Raw genomic sequence first — 18597 nt, 5'->3', positions numbered from 1 at the left:
AGCGATGTTCAAAGTCGTCGTCAACCACGAGGGGCAGTACTCCGTCTGGCCCGAGGGCCGCGACAATCCCGCCGGCTGGACTGACGAGGGGATTCGCGGCAGCCGTGCGGAGTGCCTGGAGCACATCTCGGCCGTCTGGACCGACATGCGGCCGCTCAGTCTGAGAGGACAGCACTGATGATCAACGACGTGGTGATCGTGGGCGGCGGGACAGCCGGCTGGATGACCGCCACCTACCTCAAGACAGCCTTCGGCGACCGGGTCTCCGTCACACTGGTCGAATCGCCCCGCATCCCCACCATCGGCGTAGGCGAGGCGACCTTCAGCACCGTGCGGCACTTCTTCGACTACCTGGGCCTCGACGAGCGCGAGTGGATGCCGCACTGCGCCGCCTCCTACAAGCTGGCCATCCGCTTCGAGAACTGGCGCGGTGACGGCGGCCACTTCTACCACCCGTTCGAGCGGCTGCGGGTGCGTGACGGCTTCACCCTCGCCGACTGGCACCTGCAGCTGAACGGCGCGGGCGAGCCGTTCGACCGGAACTGCTACCTCACGCCGTCGTTGTGCGAGAACCGGCGCGCCCCGAGGCTGCTCGACGGAAGCCTGTTCGCCTCCGGGCTGGACGGCTCGCTGGGCCGCTCCACCCTGGACGAGCAGCGGGCCCAGTTCCCCTACGCCTACCACTTCGACGCCGCCCAGCTCGCCACCTACCTCACCGGCGTCGGCGTCCGGCTCGGCGTGCGCCACGTGCGCGACGACGTCACGGCGGTCGGCCAGGACGAGCGGGGCTGGATCAGCCACGTCGTCACCAAGGAGCACGGCGAGGTGACCGGGCAGCTCTTCGTCGACTGCACCGGCTTCCGCGGCCTGCTGATCAACCAGACGCTCGGCGAGCGGTTCCGCTCCTTCACCGACGTGCTGCCCAACAACCGGGCCGTCGCGCTGCGCGTCCCCCGCCAGGAGCAGGAGCTGATCAACCCCTACACCACGGCCACGGCCATGGACGCGGGCTGGATCTGGACCATCCCGCTCTACGGCCGCAACGGCACCGGCTACGTCTACTCCGACGAGTACTGCTCGCCGGAGGAGGCCGAGCGCACGCTGCGCGCCTTCGCCGCACCGGGCCGCGACGACCTGGAGGCCAACCACATCCAGATGCGGATCGGCCGCAACGAACGGTCCTGGGTCGGCAACTGCGTCGCGGTCGGCCTGTCCAGCGGATTCGTCGAGCCGCTGGAGTCGACCGGCATCTTCTTCATCCAGCACGCCATCGAGCAGCTGGTCAAGCACTTCCCCGACGAGCGCTGGGAGCCGCACCTGATCGACGGCTACAACGACAAGGTGGCCCGGGTGATCGACGGGGTGCGGGAGTTCCTGGTGCTGCACTACCGCGCCGCGGCCCGGGCCGACACGCCGTACTGGAAAGAGGCGAAGGTCCGCCCGATCCCGGAGTGGCTGACCGGGTTCCTGGCGGCCGCGGCCACCCGGCTCCCGGACGAGAGCATGATCTACCCCCATTACCACGGGTTCGAGCTCTACTCGTGGATCACGATGCTGCTCGGGCTGGGCCACGCCCCGTACGGCCCGCGCCCCGCACTCGCCCATCTCGACCCGGCGGGGGCCGAGGCGGAGTTCGCCGCCCTGCGCGCCGCCGCCGACCGGATGGTGGCGGCGCTGCCCACCGCCCACGAGTACCTGACGAGCCTGCGTTGACCCCGCTGGCCGAGGCCTGCCGCGCGTTCATGAGCGCCTACCCGACGGGCGTGGCGGTGGTGACCGCGATGAGCCCGGACGGCGAACCGTGCGGGCTCACCTGCTCCTCGCTGATCAGCGTCACCCTCACCCCGCCGACGCTGCTGGTCAGCATGAACGTGCACAGCCGTACCCTGGCGGCCACCGTCGGCGCCGGCGGTTTCGGCGTCAACCTGCTGCCCGCCAGGTCGCGAGCGGTGGCCGAGCTGTTCTCCTCGCTCACCGCGGACCGGTTCTCCGCCGTCCGGTGGGCTCCCGCGGGGCCGCTGGGGCTGCCCCGGCTGGAGGAGGACCTGCACGGCTGGGCGGAATGCACGGTGGAGGAGGTCTGGACCGTCGGCGACCACGCGCTCGTGCTCGGCCGGGTCGCCGACATCACCAACGACCTCGAATCACCGCTCATGTACGGCTTCCGGAAATACGCCACCTGGCACCGGGACGCAGGAAGGATCCTCAGTGCTTGACCTCGCTCTGGTCAACATGCCCTTCGCCGACCGAAGGCGGCCGTCGTTCGCGTTGAGCCAGCTCTCCTCGCTGGTCCAGCGCGACTTCGGCGACGAGGTGAGCGTTCGCGTCTGCTACCTCAACCACGACGTGGTGCGCTTCTTCGGAACCGAGCTGTACGACGCCGTCGCCGAAGGCATGGAGCACCACGTGGCCGGCATCGGCGACTGGCTCTTCCGCCAGGTCGCCTTCCCGGACGCGCCCGACAACGACGAGGAGTACTTCGGCCGCTACTTCGCCGGGCCCGCGCACGCGCCCCTGCGGGCCCGGCTGATGCGGCACCGCGAGCGCCTGGGCGAGTTCTGCGCGCACCTGGCGGACAAGTACCGGCTGGCCGACGCCGACGTGGTCGGCTTCAGCTCGATGTTCATGCAGAGTGTGCCCAGCCTGGCCATGGCGGCCGTCATCAAGGAACGCGCCCCGGGCACCGTCACGGTCATGGGCGGCGCCAACTGCGAGGCGCCGATGGGCGCCGCCCTCGTGGAGCACGCCCCCCAGCTCGACTACGCCTTCTCCGGACCGGCCCTGCGCAGCTTCCCCCGCTTCCTGCGGGCCGTCATCGACGGCGACGAGGAGACCCCGGACCGCATCCTCGGCGTCGTGTCGCGGCGCAACTGCCACGAGGAGCGTTACCGGCGGGCCATCGGCGCCGACACCGACATCGACGACTGCGTGGAGCCCGACTACGCCTCGTTCGTGTCGTCCTTCGACGAGCTGAGCGCGACCGTCGAGGACCGGGTCGAGCCGATCCTGTTCTTCGAGACCTCGCGCGGCTGCTGGTGGGGTGAGCGCTCGCACTGCACCTTCTGCGGGCTCAACGGGCAGGGCATGGCCTACCGCGCGATGACGCCGGACCGGGCCGTCGCCCAGTTCGAGCGGCTCTTCGAGTACGCGCCCTGGTGCACCGTCTACTCCTGCACGGACAACATCATGCCGCTCGAGTACCTCACCGACGTCCTGCCCAGGCTGCGGCCGCCGGCCGGCGCGTCGATCTTCTACGAGGTCAAGGTGGGCCTCGACCAGCAGGACATGAGAGAGATGGCCAGGGCGGGCGTCGACAGGATCCAGCCCGGGATCGAGGCGCTGTCGACAGGCACGCTGAAACTGATGAAGAAGGGCTCCTCGGCGTTCCAGAACATCCAGCTGCTGAAGAACTGCGTGCGGTACGGCATCGCCCCGGCGTGGAACCTGCTCATCGGCTTCCCCGGCGAGGGGGAGGAGACCTTCGCCAAGTACGTCGACGACCTGCCGTCGCTGGCCCACCTGCCGCCGCCGGAAGGCGTCTTCCCGGTCCGGTTCGACCGGTACAGCCCCTACTTCAACCAGGCCGGGGACTTCGGGCTGGACCTGCGCCCCGTGGACCACTACCGGCTCACCTACCCCTTCCCCGAGGAGTCACTGAGCCGGCTGGCCTACTACTTCAACGACCGGGCCGTCGCGCCGTACATGATCGCGGTGGCCAAGTGGATCCGGCCGCTCACCGCGGCGGTGACCGCCTGGTCGCGGGGCTGGGAGGACGGCGACCCGCCCGTCCTGCGGCTGGACCAGGAGGACGGCGGGTCGTGGGTCGTGACCGACTCCCGGTCGGGGACGCTGTCGCGGTACGAGCTGGACGAGGCGGTCGCGCGCACGCTGCTCGTCCTCGAACGGCCCACCCGCCTGGACCGGCTCGCCCCTGAGGACGCCGCGCACGTCGGCGAGCTGCGCGAGCGCGGGCTGATCTTCGCCGAGGGGGAGCGGGCGATGAGCCTGGTGCTGGCCGAGTCCGAGACCGACCCGATGCCCCGGCCACGGCGTTCGCTGGTCAGCTCCCGCCGCCAGCCCCTGGTGCTGACCACCGGCTAGGGAGCCGGCGGCGGCATCTTTGTGCCAGTCGCGTCCGCCGGCCGGTCCGGCCGGCGGGCGCGGTGGTGTGATCAAAGTCCCGACACCGGAGGACGTGATGCACGACTTCGACCACTGGGCGGAGCTCTACCTCACCTGGACCGCGCTGGGCGGCGCCGACCCGCGGGAGGTCGCCTACTACCAGCGGCTGACCGTCGCGGCGGACGGGTCCGTCGCCGATCTCGGCATCGGCGACGGCCGGCTGGCCGCCGAGCTCAAACCCCGGGTCGGGGTGGACATCTCGGCGGCGATGTTACGCGCGGCCCGCGAGCGGCTGGGCCCGGGGATCGACCTGATCCAGGCCGATCTGGCGGACTGCGAGCTGCCCGAGCCGGTGGCGCTGCAGTACTGCGGCCAGAACACCTTCAACCACCTGCGCCGCCCGGCCGTACGCGACGCGCTGGCCTGCGCGTTCCGCAACGCGCTGCCGGGCGGGCGGCTCGCCTTCGAGGTCGTCCAGCCGCGCCCGGAACGTCAGAAGGCCCGCGACGGCGTGCCCAGGCTGCGGGTCTGGGACGAGCGGCGGGCCGTGTGGGAGATCAGCCGCATGCTGGACAAGCAGGGACTGGAGGTCGAGATGACAGGGCTGCTCGAAACGCTCGAAGAGCGCCGGGTGGTGGACCGGCTCTACTTCCCGCCGATCCGGATGTGCCTGCTGACCATGGCCGAGATCGGGCAGTGGGCGGCGGAGACGGGCTGGGAGGTGGAGAGCGCGCACGCCGGCTTCGCCGGGGAGCCGCTCACGCCCGGCTCCTCGACGGCCGTGTGGTGCCTGCGCAGGCCGGCATGAGCGCGCCCGCGCTCAGCGCGGAGCAGGTGGTCGCGACCCTCGAACTGATCACCGGCCAGGAGATGGAGACGCCCGGCGAGGTGCTGCACGTCGCCAGGTGCGAGCAGCCCTCGCTGGTGGCCACGCTGCTGAGCGCCTGGGAGAGCGAGGGGCAGCGGCTCAGCCCGGCCCTGACGCACGAGCTGGCGCAGCAGCGCGGACGGATGGCCTTCTACCGCGAGCAGTGGGAGCGCCTGCCGGACCGGCCGGTCTCGCTCAAGGGGCTGGAGTTCGCCGACCGGTATCCGGGCGGGCTGCTCAGGTACATGAACGACCTGGACCTCTGGGTGCCCGAACGTGACCGGTTGTGGACGCTGACCGGGTGGCTGCTGGCCCAGGGCTGGTCGATGCACACCGCCACGTTCGTCAGGTTCGGCGGCGGGATCGAGGTGATCGTCAGTCTGCGGCGCCTGCCGGACGATCCGCACGGCCTGCCGTACGGGATCGAGCTGAGCACGCTGGCCTACATCGGCGACGGGATCGGGGCGCCGCACCGCACGGGCGCGCCGCAGGACCAAGTGGTCAAGAACCTCCTGGCCCTGGTGTACGAGCGGTTCGAGCAGCGCTACCGGGCCAGGGACCTGGTCGACGCCGCCGTGCTGCTCGGCGGCGCGGACGAGGCCACGCTCGCGCGGTGCGCGCTGGCGATCGGCGAGGCGGAGGTGTGGCCGGAGTACGCCGAGCTGGCGCGATTGCTGGAGCGCAGCCCGTTCGACGTGCCCGAGCTGCCGGGCGAGCGCCGGGCGCAGGTCCGGCAGAGCCGGTCACGGCGGCGGGCGAGGGTGCTGAGGGCGCTGCGCCGCCCGCTTCGCCTGGCGGCCACGACGTTGCAGCTGCGCAGGCCGGAGTCGGCGCTCCTGGAACGGCTGAGCCCGCGGGCCGCGCTGAAGTCGGGGCTGATCCTGTTCGCGCTGCCCGTCGAGGGCGGCGAGCTCACCGACGTCCTGACGCTGCGCGAGCACGGCGGCGCGTTGTGGGCGCACACGCCTGTGGGACGGTTCATCCTCGTCCACGGCACCGAGGTGGACGAGGATCTGATGGCGGGGGCAGAGGCGGTGGGAGCCCTGCGGGCCGGCCTGTGAGCCGCCCGATCCACGTGCCCTCGCGCACCGGGGCGCCCGTGTGGCTGGTGCACCGGCCGGGCGCCGCCGTCACCACGGTGAGCGTGTGGCTGCGCGCCGGTTCCCGGCACGAGCGGGCCGGTACGGCAGGCGGCACGCACCTGCTGGAGCACATCCTGATGCAGACCCCGCTGGCCGGCGGGGAGCGGGTGGTGGACCTGCTGGAGGAGCTCGGCGGCGAGGCGAACGCGATCACCGGCCGCGAGCACCTGGCGCTGTACGCGCGGGTGCCGACCGGGGAGGCGACCGCGGCGCTGGAGATCCTGGCCCGCGCCCTGGCCGAGCCCGAGCTGAACGCGGCGGTGCTGGAGGCCGAGCGCAAGGTCGTGCGGGAGGAGCTGCGGCTGGCGGCGGCGGATCCGCTGGACGTCGTCCATGATGTCTTCTTCGAGCTCGCCTACCCGGACCACCCGCTGGGCAGGCCGGTCGGCGGCACGATCCAGGAGGTCGACCGGCTGGAACTGGACGCGCTGCGCGACCATCACCGGCGTCTTCTCGGCTCGGCCGGCGTGGTGGTGTGTGGTGGCGCCGACCCCGACGATCTGCTGCGGACCCTGGACATGGGACCGCTGGCGGCGTTGCCGCCGTGGCAGCACGACGGCTCGGCGGAGACGCCCCGCCTGAGCGGCGGACGCAAGGCGCTGCCGCTCAACTCGGACACCGCCGGGGTGGTGCTGGGCGGTGCGGCGGCGCCGTCCTCGGACCCGCGGCGCCACGCCTGGACGGTGCTGATGGAACTGCTGGCCGGGGCCAGCTCGGCGCTGCTCACCGAGGAGCTGCGCAACCGGCGGGGGCTGTGCTACGAGCTGTGGGCGGTGGCCGCCCCCTACCTCGAAGCGGGGGCCTGGCGGGTCTTCCTCGCCACCGCGCCCGAGCATGTGGACGAGGTCGTGACCTGCGCCACGGAGCTCCTGAACGGGCCGCTCTCCGGGGCCCGATGGCCGGCGGCGGAGGTGGCGCGGGCCGCCAGGCGCGCGGCCGGGCTGCTGCGGCTGGAGGCGGAGCAGTCGCTGGAGGAGGCACTGCTGTACGGCAGGCACGCCCTGGTGGCCGGCGAACCCGGCTGGACCCTCGCGGACGAGCTCGCGGCCATCGAGGCGGTGGGGGAGGCCGACCTGGCCGCGCTGCCGCCGGGCCCGCTCGCCGTGGCGACGGCGGGCGCGGCGTGATGGCGTTTTGTCGCCAACAAATGCGGCGGCCGGGAAAACGCCGGGAGAAAACGGTGAGCATGAGCTCAGGAATCGTCCGCGGCAGAGAGGAAGAAATGGACCGCCACCGTCGGGTAACCCGTCGTCCCAAGCAGCGGAAGAAGTGAGGTAAACGCAATGGACCGGCACCGCGTCAATTGGCTGAGGCGCCCGCGCGTCACGAAATCCCGTAAGGGCTGATTTCAAGGAGTGACGGATGCCCGAGATCGTGTGGGACAGGACGGTCCTGTTCCTGTTTCCGCCCGATGCGCTGATGCGGCATCTGGTCACTCCTGTCCTGGACAGGCTGGACGAGCACGGGTTCGAGCCGGTTCGCTACGAGGTGTTGTGGCACCGGCCGCCTGGGCAGGACGCCTTCCACGAAACCAAGATCACTTCCGTCTGGAAGGCCTACTTCTACCGGCAGGTCGACGTGGTGTTCGATCTCGGGCCGAGCCTCGCCCTGCTGGTAGAGGAGAGGTCGCCCGCGCCGGAGCCGCACCGGCGGCTGCGCGCGCTCAAGGGCGCCAGCGACCCGGCGGCGGCCGAGCCGGGCACGATCAGGCGTGACCTGCGTGGCGTCAACGTGCTGCTGGATCTGGTGCACAGCTCCGACAGCCCGGAGGACTCCCAGAACGAGGCCGGGATCTTCATGGGCGCGGGCTTCGGCACCGCGCTCGACGGCGACCAGCGGCCGCTGCGTGACCTGGTGGCGCTCCTGGAGGCCGGCGTGCCCCGCGAGAGCAGGGAGTTCGACGACGTGCGCGCCGGGTTGCGCTCGCGGGTCGTGGCCGCACTCTGGCACGAGCTCGGCGACGAAGCCCGCAAGCTGGCCCCCGAGCTGGCCAGGTCCGCCCGCGACGGCGCGGGCGCCGAGCTGGCCGCGCTGCTCCCCGCAGGACACGCGCTGGCCGAGCTCCTGGCCTGCGAGTTCCTGCCGGGAGGCGAGCGCCTCGACCTGCGCAGGGCCGCGGCCAGGCTGGCGGTCCACGGGGTGTCGCTGGACCCGTGGGAGCACGCCGTGCTGCAGACGTCGATGGTCTTCCCCCCGCTACGCTGCTGGCAGTGACTCGCGGCCCGGCTCACGGGTGCGGACGTGAGCTGCGCCGCCGCCAGTGACTCGCGGCCCGGCTCACGGTGCCAGCGTGGTCGTCGCGGCGCTCCACTCGATGAGCGGCTTGAGCTCCGGGTCCAGTGCCAGCACCCAGATCGGCAGCTCGACGGCCCGGCATCCCCGCGCCAGCTTCGCGCGCCAGGCTCCGTGCCCGTAGTGCAGGAGGCCGGCGCCGGCCTCGGCCGCGTGGCGGGACGGCTCGTAGTAGACGGTCGCGAAGTAGGTGTGCCGCGCCTCGGCGACGTCGTAGGCCATGGCCGTGCTCACGCAGTACCAGGTGCCGCGGTGGGGGAGGAAGAGCCCGTAACCCAGCAGCCTCTCGCCGAGTTCCGCGCCGGACAGCAGCGCGCCGCCGGCGCACAGCGTCTCCAGGTGGCGGGCGACGCCGGCCGGGTCGGGGTTGCCGCCGTACTTGCGGGAATGGCCGCATTTCAGCTCGACCATCCCCGGCACGGGCCGCGAGATCTCGGTCAGGCCGAGCCGGACCCCGGCGTCCGCCAGCCGGCGCAGCTCCCGCCGCGCCTCCTGCGCCCGATGTCTGGGCAGGGGCGTGCCCGGGGTGAGCTCGCACGAGTACGACATCGGTATCCCGGTGAAGCCCTGCCCGCCGAGCTCCCGCTCCAGCACCGGCCCCCGCGTGTACAGGAACGCCACCGCCCGCAGCTCGCGAGCCCGCGCCCAGGCGACGATCCCGGCCACCAGGGCTCCCACCGTCGCGCCGTCGTCCCCGGCCGGGCCGAGCGCGTGACACTCGTAGCCGGGCAGCATCACCACCAGATTCGGCGCGCAGCCGGGCCGGCCGTCCTGCCCTGCCCGAGCCTGCCTGGTGGCCGGGCTCAGCGGCAGCTTCGCGATGTCCGCCGCCAGCAGTTGCCCGAGATCGAACACCTCGCCCGGATACGCCCGCTCGACGACGGTCCCGTGCAGGATCGCCCCGCCCAGCTCGAAGGTGTACGGCCGGCCGGGCACCCGCCCGCGCATGGCGGCCAGCCAGCGGCCGGTGCTGAACAGCGGACCCTCGGCCGGAAGCAACCCGGCGGTCACCCGCATCGGGCCTTCGGCGGTCACCCGCATCGGGCCTTCGGCGGTCACCCGCATCGGGCCTTCGGCGGTCACCCGCATCAGGTCTTCGGCGGTCACCCGCATCGGACCTCCGGCAGGCACCCGCGTCGGGCCTTCGGGAGGCATCGCGTCAGACCTTCAGCAGGCACGCGTCGAGCGCGACGCGGCTCAGCCCGTGCCGGAGCTTGAACCGCGGGTTGCCCCGCCCGCCCTCCAGGACCTCGCAGCCCTCGCGCACCGCCTGCTCGGCGGTCGCGGCGTGCAGCAGCGCGTAGGGGCTGAACCCGCCCTCCACCTCGTAGTCCACCCCGCACGCCCAGGCGTGGAACCGGCGGCCGTCGCGCAGCACGATCCCGGCGGCGATGAGCCGCTCCCCCTGGCGGATCTCGATGGCCAGAGCCAGGTCGCCCAGTCCGGTGACGAAGTCCGTGAACAGCTCGGGCGGGTAGAAGCCGCCCGTGCCGTGCTTGGCCGCGGTTCTGGCGCACAGCCGCCCGATCTCCATCAGGTCCGCCTCGCCCGCCGGCCCCACCCGCTGCCACACGCCCGCTTCCGCCGCCCGGCGCCGGCCTCGGCGCAGGTTGGCGCGGGCCTTCTGGGTGGCGTGGGCCAGGGGGTCCGGCAGCCCGCGCAGGTCGAGCCGGAAACGGTCCTCGATGTGCTCGGCGGGGAAACCCAGCTCGATCAGAGCGGCGCGCAGCGGCGAGTCGTGCGCGACGTTGACGAAGCCGTACCAGTCGGCCTCCAGCTCCACGGCCAGCTCGCGCAGCACGCCGGCCACGGCCTTCAGCATGGTCTCCAGCCGCTGCGCGCCGGGCAGCCAGGCGTCGTAGCAGTGCCAGACGTGGCTCAGCAGCCCGCGCTCCGCGCCGGTCACCGGATAGCGGGCGCGCAGCTGGCCGAGCGGATCCAGCCCGTCGATCAGCGAGACGGGCAGCACCGCGACCGGGCGTCCGCCCTCGCGCACCACCAGATAACGGAATGACTTCACGGCCGTCAGCGGGGAACGCGCATACGAGCGCAGATATCGATGCCGATAGAAAACCGGCGCCCCGCACGACGAGACAACAGCATCCCATTTCTCACTGTCAAGGGCGTTGATTGACGTGAAGATGCCAATATCCAGGCTTTCGCTCATATCGCCCTTTCTCTGGTTGTACAAACGATATTAAGCACAAGAATTCGCGAGGAGGAAGTCGTGGCCCAAGTCGTCTTCCATAACAAGGTGGGCGGGTCCGAGACTCTGGAGGCCGCCGTCGGCAGGCCGCTCATGGAGGTCCTGACCGCCCACGGAATCCCCGTCAACGCGGTCATCACCACGCGCAACGGAAAGATCGTCCCCGAGGAGACGACGATCGTCGGTGAGCACGACGTCATCGAGCTGCGCCAGGTGCGCCACTACGACCTCGACGTCACCCGCCGCCCGGCGACCACGGTGTACGGCACGCCCGACCCGATCTACACCAAGTCCATCCTCTTCGACACCCTGGGCCGCTTGGAGCGGCGCGTGGAACAGTTCGACGAGGAGAGCTTCGTCCGCTATGTCGAGGAGACCTTCGTCCAGGGCGTGCTCAGCCACGGTGTGCTGCAGGCGGGCGACAACGTGGTCATCGGCCTGTCGGGCGGCCGTGACAGCGTCGCCTTCCTGAAGTTGCTGGAGCGCACCAAGCACCGGCTGCCCGCCTTCACGATGACCTCGGTGACGATCACCGGCCTGCCCGACTGGGAGGAGCCGGCCACCTTCGCCGCCGCCCGCGCCTCGGCGGAGGGGCTCGGCATCGAGCAGGCCATCGTCGACGCCTCCGACATCGAGCGGGTCTTCAAACTCCGCCGCCCCTTCGTGGAGGCGATGAACGAGGTGGTCGGCGGCGACCGCAGCCACCTGAACATGGTCGTGGGCCACCAGGTGCTGCGGCGCATGCTGGAGGACCACGCCCAGCGGATCGGCGCCGGCACGGTCGCGTTCGGGTTCAACGCCGACGACCTGGTGGCCAGCATGGTCACGTGGATCACCAGCGGGTTCCGGATGGGCGGCATCCCGGTCAGGCAGATCGGCGGGCTGCGCTACATCTTCCCGCTCTACCGCATCCCCAAGAAGGAGCTGACGATCTATCTGGAGCTGGTGGCTCCCGAGCTGAACCGCCAGGGCACCCCGGGCCGCTTCACCACCGGCCCGCAGGAACGCTCGATGGCCTACGCCATGGCCGACCACCTGTACGGCCTGTGGCCCGGAATCGACTACTACCTGTTCGAGTCGTTCGCCACCATGCAGCGCTACATGTTCCCGCTGGTCGAGGAGAAATGCGGGGTCTGCGAAGGGGTCTACGTGGTGCAGGAGGGCGTGCGCAATCCCATCGACATCTGCGACGTGTGCGACTTCTTCGCGCGCCAGGAGTTCGCGTGACCCCTTGGTACGCCCAGTACTTCACCGCCGACTACTGGAGCTTCGCCCGGCACGAGTACACCCGGGAGCGCACCGCCGCGGAGGCCGGCTACCTGCTGCAGGTGCTGGGCGAGCACGCGCCGGGGCGGCGGGTGCTCGACCTGGGGTGCGGCACCGGCCGGCACGCCGTCGAGCTGGCCCGCCACGGCTACCGGGTGACCGGGGTGGACGTCTGCGCGTGGGCGCTGGAGCAGGCCAGGTCGGCGGCGGACCGAGAGGGTGTGCGGCTCGGCCTGATCGAGGGCGACCTGCTGGAGCGGGTCGAGCTGCCGGAGGCGGACGCGGCGATCTGCGTTCAGGCCTTCGGCTGGGGGAGGGACGACGAGCAGCTCGCCCTGCTGCGGCGGGTGCGTGAGCGGCTGGTGCCCGGCGGGCTGCTGGTCCTCGACCACTCCAACGTCGCGGCCATCCTGCGCCAGTACCGGCACCGCGACCGGTTCGAGGCGGCCGGCGACACGTTCGACTTCCTGCGTTCCTACGACCCGCTGGACGGCCGCAGCCGCGGCGAGCTGCGCGTGGCGCACGCCGACGGCCGCGTCGCCGTCCTGCGCGACGACGTCCGGCTCTACCTGCCGAGCGAGGTCGTGTCGCTGGTGCGGGCGGCGGGCTTCGAGCTGGTGCGGGCCGACGCCGACTTCACCGCCGGCTCCGCCGTCCTGCCGGAGACCCGCTACGTCCAGTTCCTGGCCGTCGCGGCGCCGCGCCCGCGCCCCGCCGTCCTCGGGCACCGGGGCGGCGGCGCCGAGGTGGACCTGCGGTGGGCGCCCGACGAGATCGACTTCGTCCGGGACGCGATCGACAGTGCCTGGGCCGCGGTCGGCGACCCCCGCGAGCCCGCCCGCGCCTACCCCCTGGACGACCCGTACGGCTCGGGGCGCGCCGCCCCGGTGCTCGCCCGCCACTTCGGCGTGCCGATCGACCCCAGCCAGGTGGTGACGGGCGCGGGCACGACCGGGCTGCTGCACGCGCTGGCCGGGCCCGGCAGGCTCCTGCACACCGCCCACGCCCACCCCGACCTGCTCGCCTGGTCGGCGCAGCGCGGCGCGGAGCTGCGTGTGTACGCGCCCGGCCAGGACGTGTCGAGCGAGCGGCCGACAACCGTGCTGCTCGAACGGCCCGGAGTCCGCGGCGACGTGCTGCCACTGGATCAGGTGGCGGAACTGGCCGGGGCGGCCGCCTCGGCGGGCGGCGTGCTCGTCATCGACGAGGCCTGCGCGAGCTATCTCGGCCCGGAGGCCAGCGCGGTCCCGCTGACCACCCGGATGCCGGGCATGGTCGTGCTGCGCAGCCTGTCGAAGGGCTACTGCTGCGGCGGGCTGCGGGCGGGATTCGCGATCTGCTCCCCCGACGTGGCGGGCGCGGTCCGCCAGGCGGTGCCGCCGCTGGGCATGTCGGCGTTGTCGCTGGAGGTGGCGCTGCGGCTGCTCGACCAGGGTGATGTGCTGGGACCGCTGCGGCAGGCCGTGGCGGCGGCCAAGACGGAGCTGGTGGAGGTGCTCACCGGGCTCGGCTGCCGGGTGGAGCGAGGGCATCCGGCGCTGCCGTGGGTGGTGACCGAGGACGAGCTGCCGCCGTGGCTGGCCGGGCGGCGGCTGCCGGGCCTGACCCGGGTCAGCGTGCCGCTCTCGGCCGCACGCCGCGCCGCGCTCCGCCGGGTCGCGACATGAGGACCGTCGCTCCGCCGGGTCGCGACATGAGGACCGTCGGCGACGCCGTACAGGAGACTTTCGGCCGTTTCGACGTGGGGCGGGCGGTCGAGGACGTCGCCGAGCTGGCCGCCTTCGACCGCTATCAGGCCTCCGACGGGATCCGCGCGGCCGCCGAGTACGTCGCGGCCGGGGCGGAGCGGGCGGGCCTGAGCGACGTGCGGCTCCTGGAGTTCCCCGCCGACGGCGCCAGGCGCTGGTGGAGCTTCCGCGCCCCGCTCTCCTGGACCCCGGTACGGGCGGCGATCGACGACGTCGTGCGCTACCCGGAGCAGCCCTTCGCGTTGGCGGCGGGTTCGGCGGCCACTCCGCCGGGCGGCGTGCGCGTCGCCGTGGCGCCCCTGGCGGACGCGGGCGAAGGCATGCTGGCCGTCCATGACTGCGGCACGCCGGTGCAGGCCGCGATCGAGCGGGCCGCGAGCGTCGGCGCGTTCGGCCTGGTCACCGACCGCCTTCCCGGCCCCGGCAGAGTCGAGCTGCCGGCCGGGAGCGGCCTGGCCGCCTTCAGCGTCACCCCCGGGCAGGCGGCCGAGCTGCTGCGGCGGGGCAGGGTCCGGGTCGAGGTCGAGACGCACCGGCGCGCGGCCATGCCCGTCGTCACCGGCCTGCTGCCCGGAACCGGGCCGGAGGAGGTGCTGCTCTCGGCGCACCTGTGCCATCCGCGTCCGAGCGTGAACGACAACGCCTCGGGAGCCGCCGCGCTGCTCGGCGTGGCCGGGGCGCTGGCCGGACGGCTGGGGCGGCGGGGCATCCGGTTCGTCTGGGGCCCGGAGTTCACCGGGATGGCCGCCTACCTGCACGACGTCGCCGAGCGCCCGCCGGTCGCCGCCGTGAACGTGGACATGGCGGGGCAGGATCAGCGCCGGTGCGGCGGGCCGCTCATCGTCGAGCGCAGCCCCGACCACCTGCCCGGCTTCGTCAGCGCGCTCACCGAGCACGTCGTGGCGGCGCTGCCGCAGGCCGCGCGCTCCTACTCGGGTGCGGTGGCCTGCGACACCTGGGCCTGGCGCGCCACGCCGTTCGTCGGAGCCTCCGACCACAGCCTGCTCGTGGACTCCTCCATCGGCTGCCCGACGGTGTCGCTCGGGCACTGGCCCGACCGGTTCAACCACAGCGCGGCCGACACCCTCGACAAGCTCGACCCGGCCGAGCTGCGCCGGACGGCCACTGTCGCGGGAGCGACCGGGGCGGTGCTGGCCGGCCTCGCGGGCGAGCGCGCCGAGCTGGAGCACATCGCGGTGGGCTGGGGGGCGGAGCGGCTGCTCGGCTGCCGCCAGGGGTCACGCACGTTGGTGCGGCACCGCACGGCCGTCGCGCTGGGCGCCCTGGACGGGGTGGACGCGCTGCACGGTCCCGTCGGCGGCGGGGCCCGCGCCTGGCTGGCCGTCCTGGCCGACCACGTGGCCACCCTGCCACCGGCGGAGGCGCCGGCAGTGGCAGCGGCGCCGGGTGGCGGGATGGCCGGCGGGCGGGCGATCAGCCGTACCTGGGAGGGGCCGTTCAACCTGCGCGGGCTGGCCGAGGCGGCGAGCCCGGCCGGGCGGGCGTGGCTGGACCGGCAGGCGGCCCAGGCCCGCGCCCGCTCGTACGCCCTCATGCTGGCCCTGGCCCACGGACTGGACGGCAGCAGGGACCGGGCGGCGGTGGCCGCCTACGCGCAGTGCGCGGCCGAGCTGCCCGTGCCCGAGGAGTTCGCTCACGACTTCCTGGCCGTCCTCGTCGAGGCCGGCTGGGCGAAGGAGGGCTGATGCGCGAGTTGTTGCGAGACCGCCGGTTCCTGCTGCTGTTCTTCGGCCAGACGGTCAACATGATCGGCGACCGGGCGCTGCTGGTGGTGCTGGGCATCTACGTCAAGGAGCTGACCGGCTCGGACGCGCTGGCCGGAGTGGTGTTCCTCCTGCTGTCGGTGCCGTCGTTCTTCGCGCCGCTGACCGGGCTGCTCGTCGACAGGTTCCCCAGGCGCAAGGTCCTGATCGTCAATGACCTGCTGGCCGGGGCGTTGGTGCTGTGCCTGCTGCTCGTACGGCATCCGGAAGATCTGTGGATCGTGTTCGCGGTCACGCTCGGCTACGGCTTCGCCAACCACGTCTTCACCGCGGCCAGGGGCGGCCTGATCCACTCGATGGTCCCCGAGCGGCTGCTCAGCGAGGCCAACGGCCTGCTCAGCTCGCTCGGTCAGGGGCTGCGGGTGCTCGGCCCGCTGATCGGCGCGGCGCTGTACGTGGCGCTGGGCCTGTCCGCGGTGGCGATCCTGGACACGGCGACGTTCCTGCTGTCGGTGCTGGTGCTGCTCATGCTGCGCCGCGCGCCCGACCTGGCCAGGCCGGCGCCGCTGCAGCCGGGCCGGTTCCGCGACGACCTGCTGGCGGGCTTGCGTCACATCCTGGGCGACCGGGAGCTGCGCGGCGGCGTGCTGGCGGTGGCGGCGGCGCTGTGCGCGGCGGGGCTCGTCAACCCGGCCATGTTCGCCGCCGTCGAGCAGGGGCTCGGCCGGCCGGCCGCGTTCGTCGGAGTCATCGCGGCCTTCCAGGGCGCGGGTTCCGTCGCGGGCGGCTTCGTCGTCGCGCCGCTCATCAAGAGGTACGGCGAGCATCGCGCCGCGGCCGTGGGCTTCGTGCTCAGCGCGGCGGGCCTGGCGTCGGTGATCCCCGCCACGGAGGTGACGATGTGCGCGGGCGGCGTTCTGGTAGGTCTCTCCATCCCGATTTTCATGGTGGCCACGACGACGCTCGTGCAGCGCCGTACCGAGGGTGGTATGCAGGGCCGCGCGCTTACCGCAATGGACGCGATCATCGACCTGCCGTTCGTGCTGTCCATGGGAATCGGGGCACTCGTCGTGGGTTTCTTCGAGTTCCGGGTCATCTATGCGGTCGCGGCGGTGATTTTCGCCGTGGTGGCCACGTCGGTGCTGGTGGGGCGAGGGTGGCGGGTTGATGCCACCCTCGCGCGAATTGATTGACCAAAACAAAGAGCATTTTTATCGTTGTTGAATGACGGACAATGGGCCACAAGGCCCGGCCTAATTCAGGAGGCGCCTGTGTTACGGGAAAGCATCCAGACCACTGTCAGAACTCCCATCATGACAACTCCGGAACTCGTCGAGAAAATGCTCGCCGCACGCCAGGAAATTCAGGTCATGAAGTTCCGCACGACGTGCACCGACTGCGTGCCGAACTACTGACATGACTGAGACCGGGACGCTCGTTCGCCCCGGGCTCGACCTGCGTGCCGTCCCCGGCCTGGTTCTGTCGGAACTGGGCCGGGGCGGTCCCGGCGTGCTCGTCCTGGCCGTCGACGGGCTGTCCTGGCAGGTCGCCCGGCGCGCCTGGCGCTCCGCCGAGCTGTCCTGTCTGACCTCGACCTTTCCCAGCACCTCGGCCACCGCGTGGCTGACCTCGGTCACCGGCGCACCGGTGAGCGAGCATCTGACGGTAGGCGCGGCCTATCGCGAGCGGGCCGGCGGGCCGCTCGTCAACGTGATCACGGGGGCCGTCCTGGCGGGAGAGCCCGCCCCGCGTGAACCGGCCCGGAGCCTGCCCACGATCTTCGAGCGGGCGCGGGAGGCCGAGCCGGTGGTGGTGGGCCGCGAGCTCGACCTGCTGTCCGGCCCCTGGGTGGGGGCGCTCACCCGCGGCGCGGCGCGGCAGCCGGCGCGTCAGGCGCTGACCAGCGACCCGAAGGGCCTGGTCGCGGGCGTGGCCGCGGATGTCGAGGCGGCCATCGGCCTACGGCGGAAGCGCCCGCTGCTGTTGTGGGTCTACGTCAACCTCGACGACCACGTGCACCGGCACGGCTACGACGAGCGGGCCGTCCACGCGCTGGCCGAGCTGGGACGGCACGCGACGGCCTGGGCCCGCAGGGGGTGGAACGTGCTCTCCTACGCCGACCACGGCCTGGTTCCCGTCGACTCCGACCCGGGCCTGGCGCGACGCTGGGCGGAGGTGGACACGCCCGCGCTGTGCGAGCTTCCGGGCGGCGGCGCCGGCCGGGTGCGCTGGCTCTACCCGCGCCCGGGCAGGGCGCGTGAGGTGGCGGAACGCCTGGCCGAGGCCCTGGACGGCCACGCCATGGTGCTGCCGGCCGCCGCGCTCGGCGAGCTGGGCCTGCTGGAGTTCGCCGGTCCGGTGCGGGAGCGGCTCGGCTCGGTGGTGGCCGTCGCCACCTCTCCGCGTTTCCCGCTCCCCGATCCCGGCCTGCGTTACGAGCATGGGGCGCTCAGTGACGAGGAGACGCTGGTCCCGCTGGCTCGCTGGGTCAGATCCAGCCACGCCTGACCGCCTCCGCCCCGGCCTGGAAGCGGCTGGTGGCGTTGAGGCGCTCCATCATTCCCGCCACGCGCCTGGCGAAGGTGCGCTTGCTGAGGTGCAGCCGGGCGGCGGCGCGGTCGTCGGTGAGCCCGTCGCCGAGCGCCCGCAGCACCTCACCCTCGCCCTCGGCCTGCCCCCCGTCGCCGGGCGAGCCGCTGCGCCGGTCGTCCAGGATGTGGCAGATGGTGTCGAAGACACCCGCCACGGAGGCCGCGACCAGGGGGTTGGCGATCCTCTCCAGCCGATCGGCGGGCGCCGGGCCGGGGTGGGCGACGTAGGCGACCATGCGGTCGCGTACGAGGACCTGAAAGGGCAGGCCGGTCACGGCCCGGACGGTCGCGCCGGCCTGCCAGGCCGGCGCGAGAGGGGACGTACGGCCCGGCTGGCCGGGTCCGTGCAGGATGCGGACGGCGACCCGGCGCCGGGCGAGCCGGGCGAACAGGCGGGGCAGGGCGGGGTGCAGACGCTCGGGCTCGGCGGACAGCACGAGTAACTCGGCGTGGGTCTGCTCGGTCAGTTCCAGCTCCAGAAGAGGGAGCCCGAGCTGGGACGCGGGGAGGTCGGCGAACTTGGTGGGGAGGGGTCTGCTGGTGCTCAGAGACATCGATACCAACCCTGTTGCCAGTCGAAGTACCACTACTCCGAACGCTAGAGGGGAGGTATGTGTATGCGATTTCGATGAGTTATC

General features: G+C 72.5%; 16 protein-coding genes. 13 read left to right on the top strand and 3 right to left on the bottom strand.

The window, feature by feature from the left end:
- Nucleotides 1-4: 4 nt before the first annotated feature.
- From ACWD0F_RS00420 to ACWD0F_RS00385, 8 genes are all read left to right on the top strand, one after another.
- Nucleotides 5-178 carry an MbtH family protein gene (locus ACWD0F_RS00420; protein WP_449871275.1) on the top strand — a complete coding sequence of 58 codons (174 nt, stop codon included), beginning with the start codon at nucleotides 5-7 and terminating at the stop codon, nucleotides 176-178.
- Nucleotides 178-1713 carry a tryptophan halogenase family protein gene (locus ACWD0F_RS00415; protein WP_449871274.1) on the top strand — a complete coding sequence of 512 codons (1536 nt, stop codon included), beginning with the start codon at nucleotides 178-180 and terminating at the stop codon, nucleotides 1711-1713. Before ACWD0F_RS00420 ends, ACWD0F_RS00415 begins: the two co-directional genes overlap by 1 nt.
- Nucleotides 1710-2216 carry a flavin reductase family protein gene (locus tag ACWD0F_RS00410; protein ID WP_449871272.1) on the top strand — a complete coding sequence of 169 codons (507 nt, stop codon included), beginning with the start codon at nucleotides 1710-1712 and terminating at the stop codon, nucleotides 2214-2216. The genes ACWD0F_RS00415 and ACWD0F_RS00410 overlap by 4 nt, the downstream gene beginning before the upstream one ends.
- On the top strand, nucleotides 2209-4101 hold the full coding sequence (locus ACWD0F_RS00405; protein WP_449871270.1) for a RiPP maturation radical SAM C-methyltransferase: 1893 nt from the start codon (nucleotides 2209-2211) through the stop codon (nucleotides 4099-4101). Before ACWD0F_RS00410 ends, ACWD0F_RS00405 begins: the two co-directional genes overlap by 8 nt.
- Nucleotides 4102-4198: 97 nt before the next feature.
- Nucleotides 4199-4930, top strand: a complete 732-nt coding sequence (locus ACWD0F_RS00400) for a class I SAM-dependent DNA methyltransferase (RefSeq protein WP_449871268.1) — start codon at nucleotides 4199-4201, stop codon at nucleotides 4928-4930.
- A complete protein-coding gene (locus ACWD0F_RS00395; protein WP_449871266.1) occupies nucleotides 4927-6051 on the top strand; it encodes a hypothetical protein in 1125 nt (374 codons plus the stop codon). The genes ACWD0F_RS00400 and ACWD0F_RS00395 overlap by 4 nt, the downstream gene beginning before the upstream one ends.
- Entirely contained in the window at nucleotides 6048-7259 is a 1212-nt protein-coding gene (locus ACWD0F_RS00390; protein WP_449871265.1) for a M16 family metallopeptidase, read from the top strand. Before ACWD0F_RS00395 ends, ACWD0F_RS00390 begins: the two co-directional genes overlap by 4 nt.
- A 235-nt stretch (nucleotides 7260-7494) precedes the next feature.
- The gene (locus tag ACWD0F_RS00385; RefSeq protein ID WP_449871263.1) at nucleotides 7495-8346 is read left to right on the top strand and encodes a nucleoside-diphosphate kinase; all 852 of its coding nucleotides are present in this window, start codon (nucleotides 7495-7497) and stop codon (nucleotides 8344-8346) included.
- Nucleotides 8347-8409: 63 nt separating this feature from the next.
- On the opposite strand, the gene ACWD0F_RS00380 is transcribed toward ACWD0F_RS00385, so the two are convergent.
- Nucleotides 8410-9537: a hypothetical protein gene (locus tag ACWD0F_RS00380; protein WP_449871261.1), complete on the bottom strand. Its 1128-nt coding sequence runs from the start codon at nucleotides 9535-9537 to the stop codon at nucleotides 8410-8412.
- 46 nt (nucleotides 9538-9583) lie between these two features.
- Nucleotides 9584-10444, bottom strand: a complete 861-nt coding sequence (locus ACWD0F_RS00375; RefSeq protein WP_449871259.1) for a GNAT family N-acetyltransferase — start codon at nucleotides 10442-10444, stop codon at nucleotides 9584-9586.
- 207 nt (nucleotides 10445-10651) lie between these two features.
- On the opposite strand from ACWD0F_RS00375, the gene ACWD0F_RS00370 reads away from it, so the two are divergent.
- The 5 genes from ACWD0F_RS00370 (at nucleotide 10652) to ACWD0F_RS00350 (ending at nucleotide 17876) form a co-directional block, all read left to right on the top strand.
- Entirely contained in the window at nucleotides 10652-11857 is a 1206-nt protein-coding gene (locus tag ACWD0F_RS00370; RefSeq protein ID WP_449871257.1) for a hypothetical protein, read from the top strand.
- Nucleotides 11854-13563 (top strand): aminotransferase class I/II-fold pyridoxal phosphate-dependent enzyme, encoded by a 1710-nt coding sequence (locus ACWD0F_RS00365; RefSeq protein WP_449871255.1) that lies wholly within the window; start codon nucleotides 11854-11856, stop codon nucleotides 13561-13563. Before ACWD0F_RS00370 ends, ACWD0F_RS00365 begins: the two co-directional genes overlap by 4 nt.
- A 26-nt stretch (nucleotides 13564-13589) precedes the next feature.
- Complete coding sequence (locus tag ACWD0F_RS00360) at nucleotides 13590-15350, top strand: DUF4910 domain-containing protein (protein ID WP_449871253.1); 1761 nt, start codon at nucleotides 13590-13592, stop codon at nucleotides 15348-15350.
- Nucleotides 15350-16561: an MFS transporter gene (locus ACWD0F_RS00355; protein WP_449871251.1), complete on the top strand. Its 1212-nt coding sequence runs from the start codon at nucleotides 15350-15352 to the stop codon at nucleotides 16559-16561. Before ACWD0F_RS00360 ends, ACWD0F_RS00355 begins: the two co-directional genes overlap by 1 nt.
- A 223-nt stretch (nucleotides 16562-16784) precedes the next feature.
- Nucleotides 16785-17876 carry an alkaline phosphatase family protein gene (locus ACWD0F_RS00350; RefSeq protein ID WP_449871249.1) on the top strand — a complete coding sequence of 364 codons (1092 nt, stop codon included), beginning with the start codon at nucleotides 16785-16787 and terminating at the stop codon, nucleotides 17874-17876.
- Here the strand turns inward: ACWD0F_RS00350 and ACWD0F_RS00345 are convergent.
- A complete protein-coding gene (locus ACWD0F_RS00345) occupies nucleotides 17857-18513 on the bottom strand; it encodes a response regulator transcription factor (protein WP_449871247.1) in 657 nt (218 codons plus the stop codon). The genes ACWD0F_RS00350 and ACWD0F_RS00345 overlap by 20 nt on opposite strands.
- Between the last annotated feature and the right edge of the window lie 84 nt (nucleotides 18514-18597).

The organism is Nonomuraea sp. NPDC002799, from assembly GCF_053592075.1.
The sequence above is the reverse complement of the archived record's forward strand: the minus strand, read 5'-3'. Positions and strand labels throughout refer to the sequence as shown.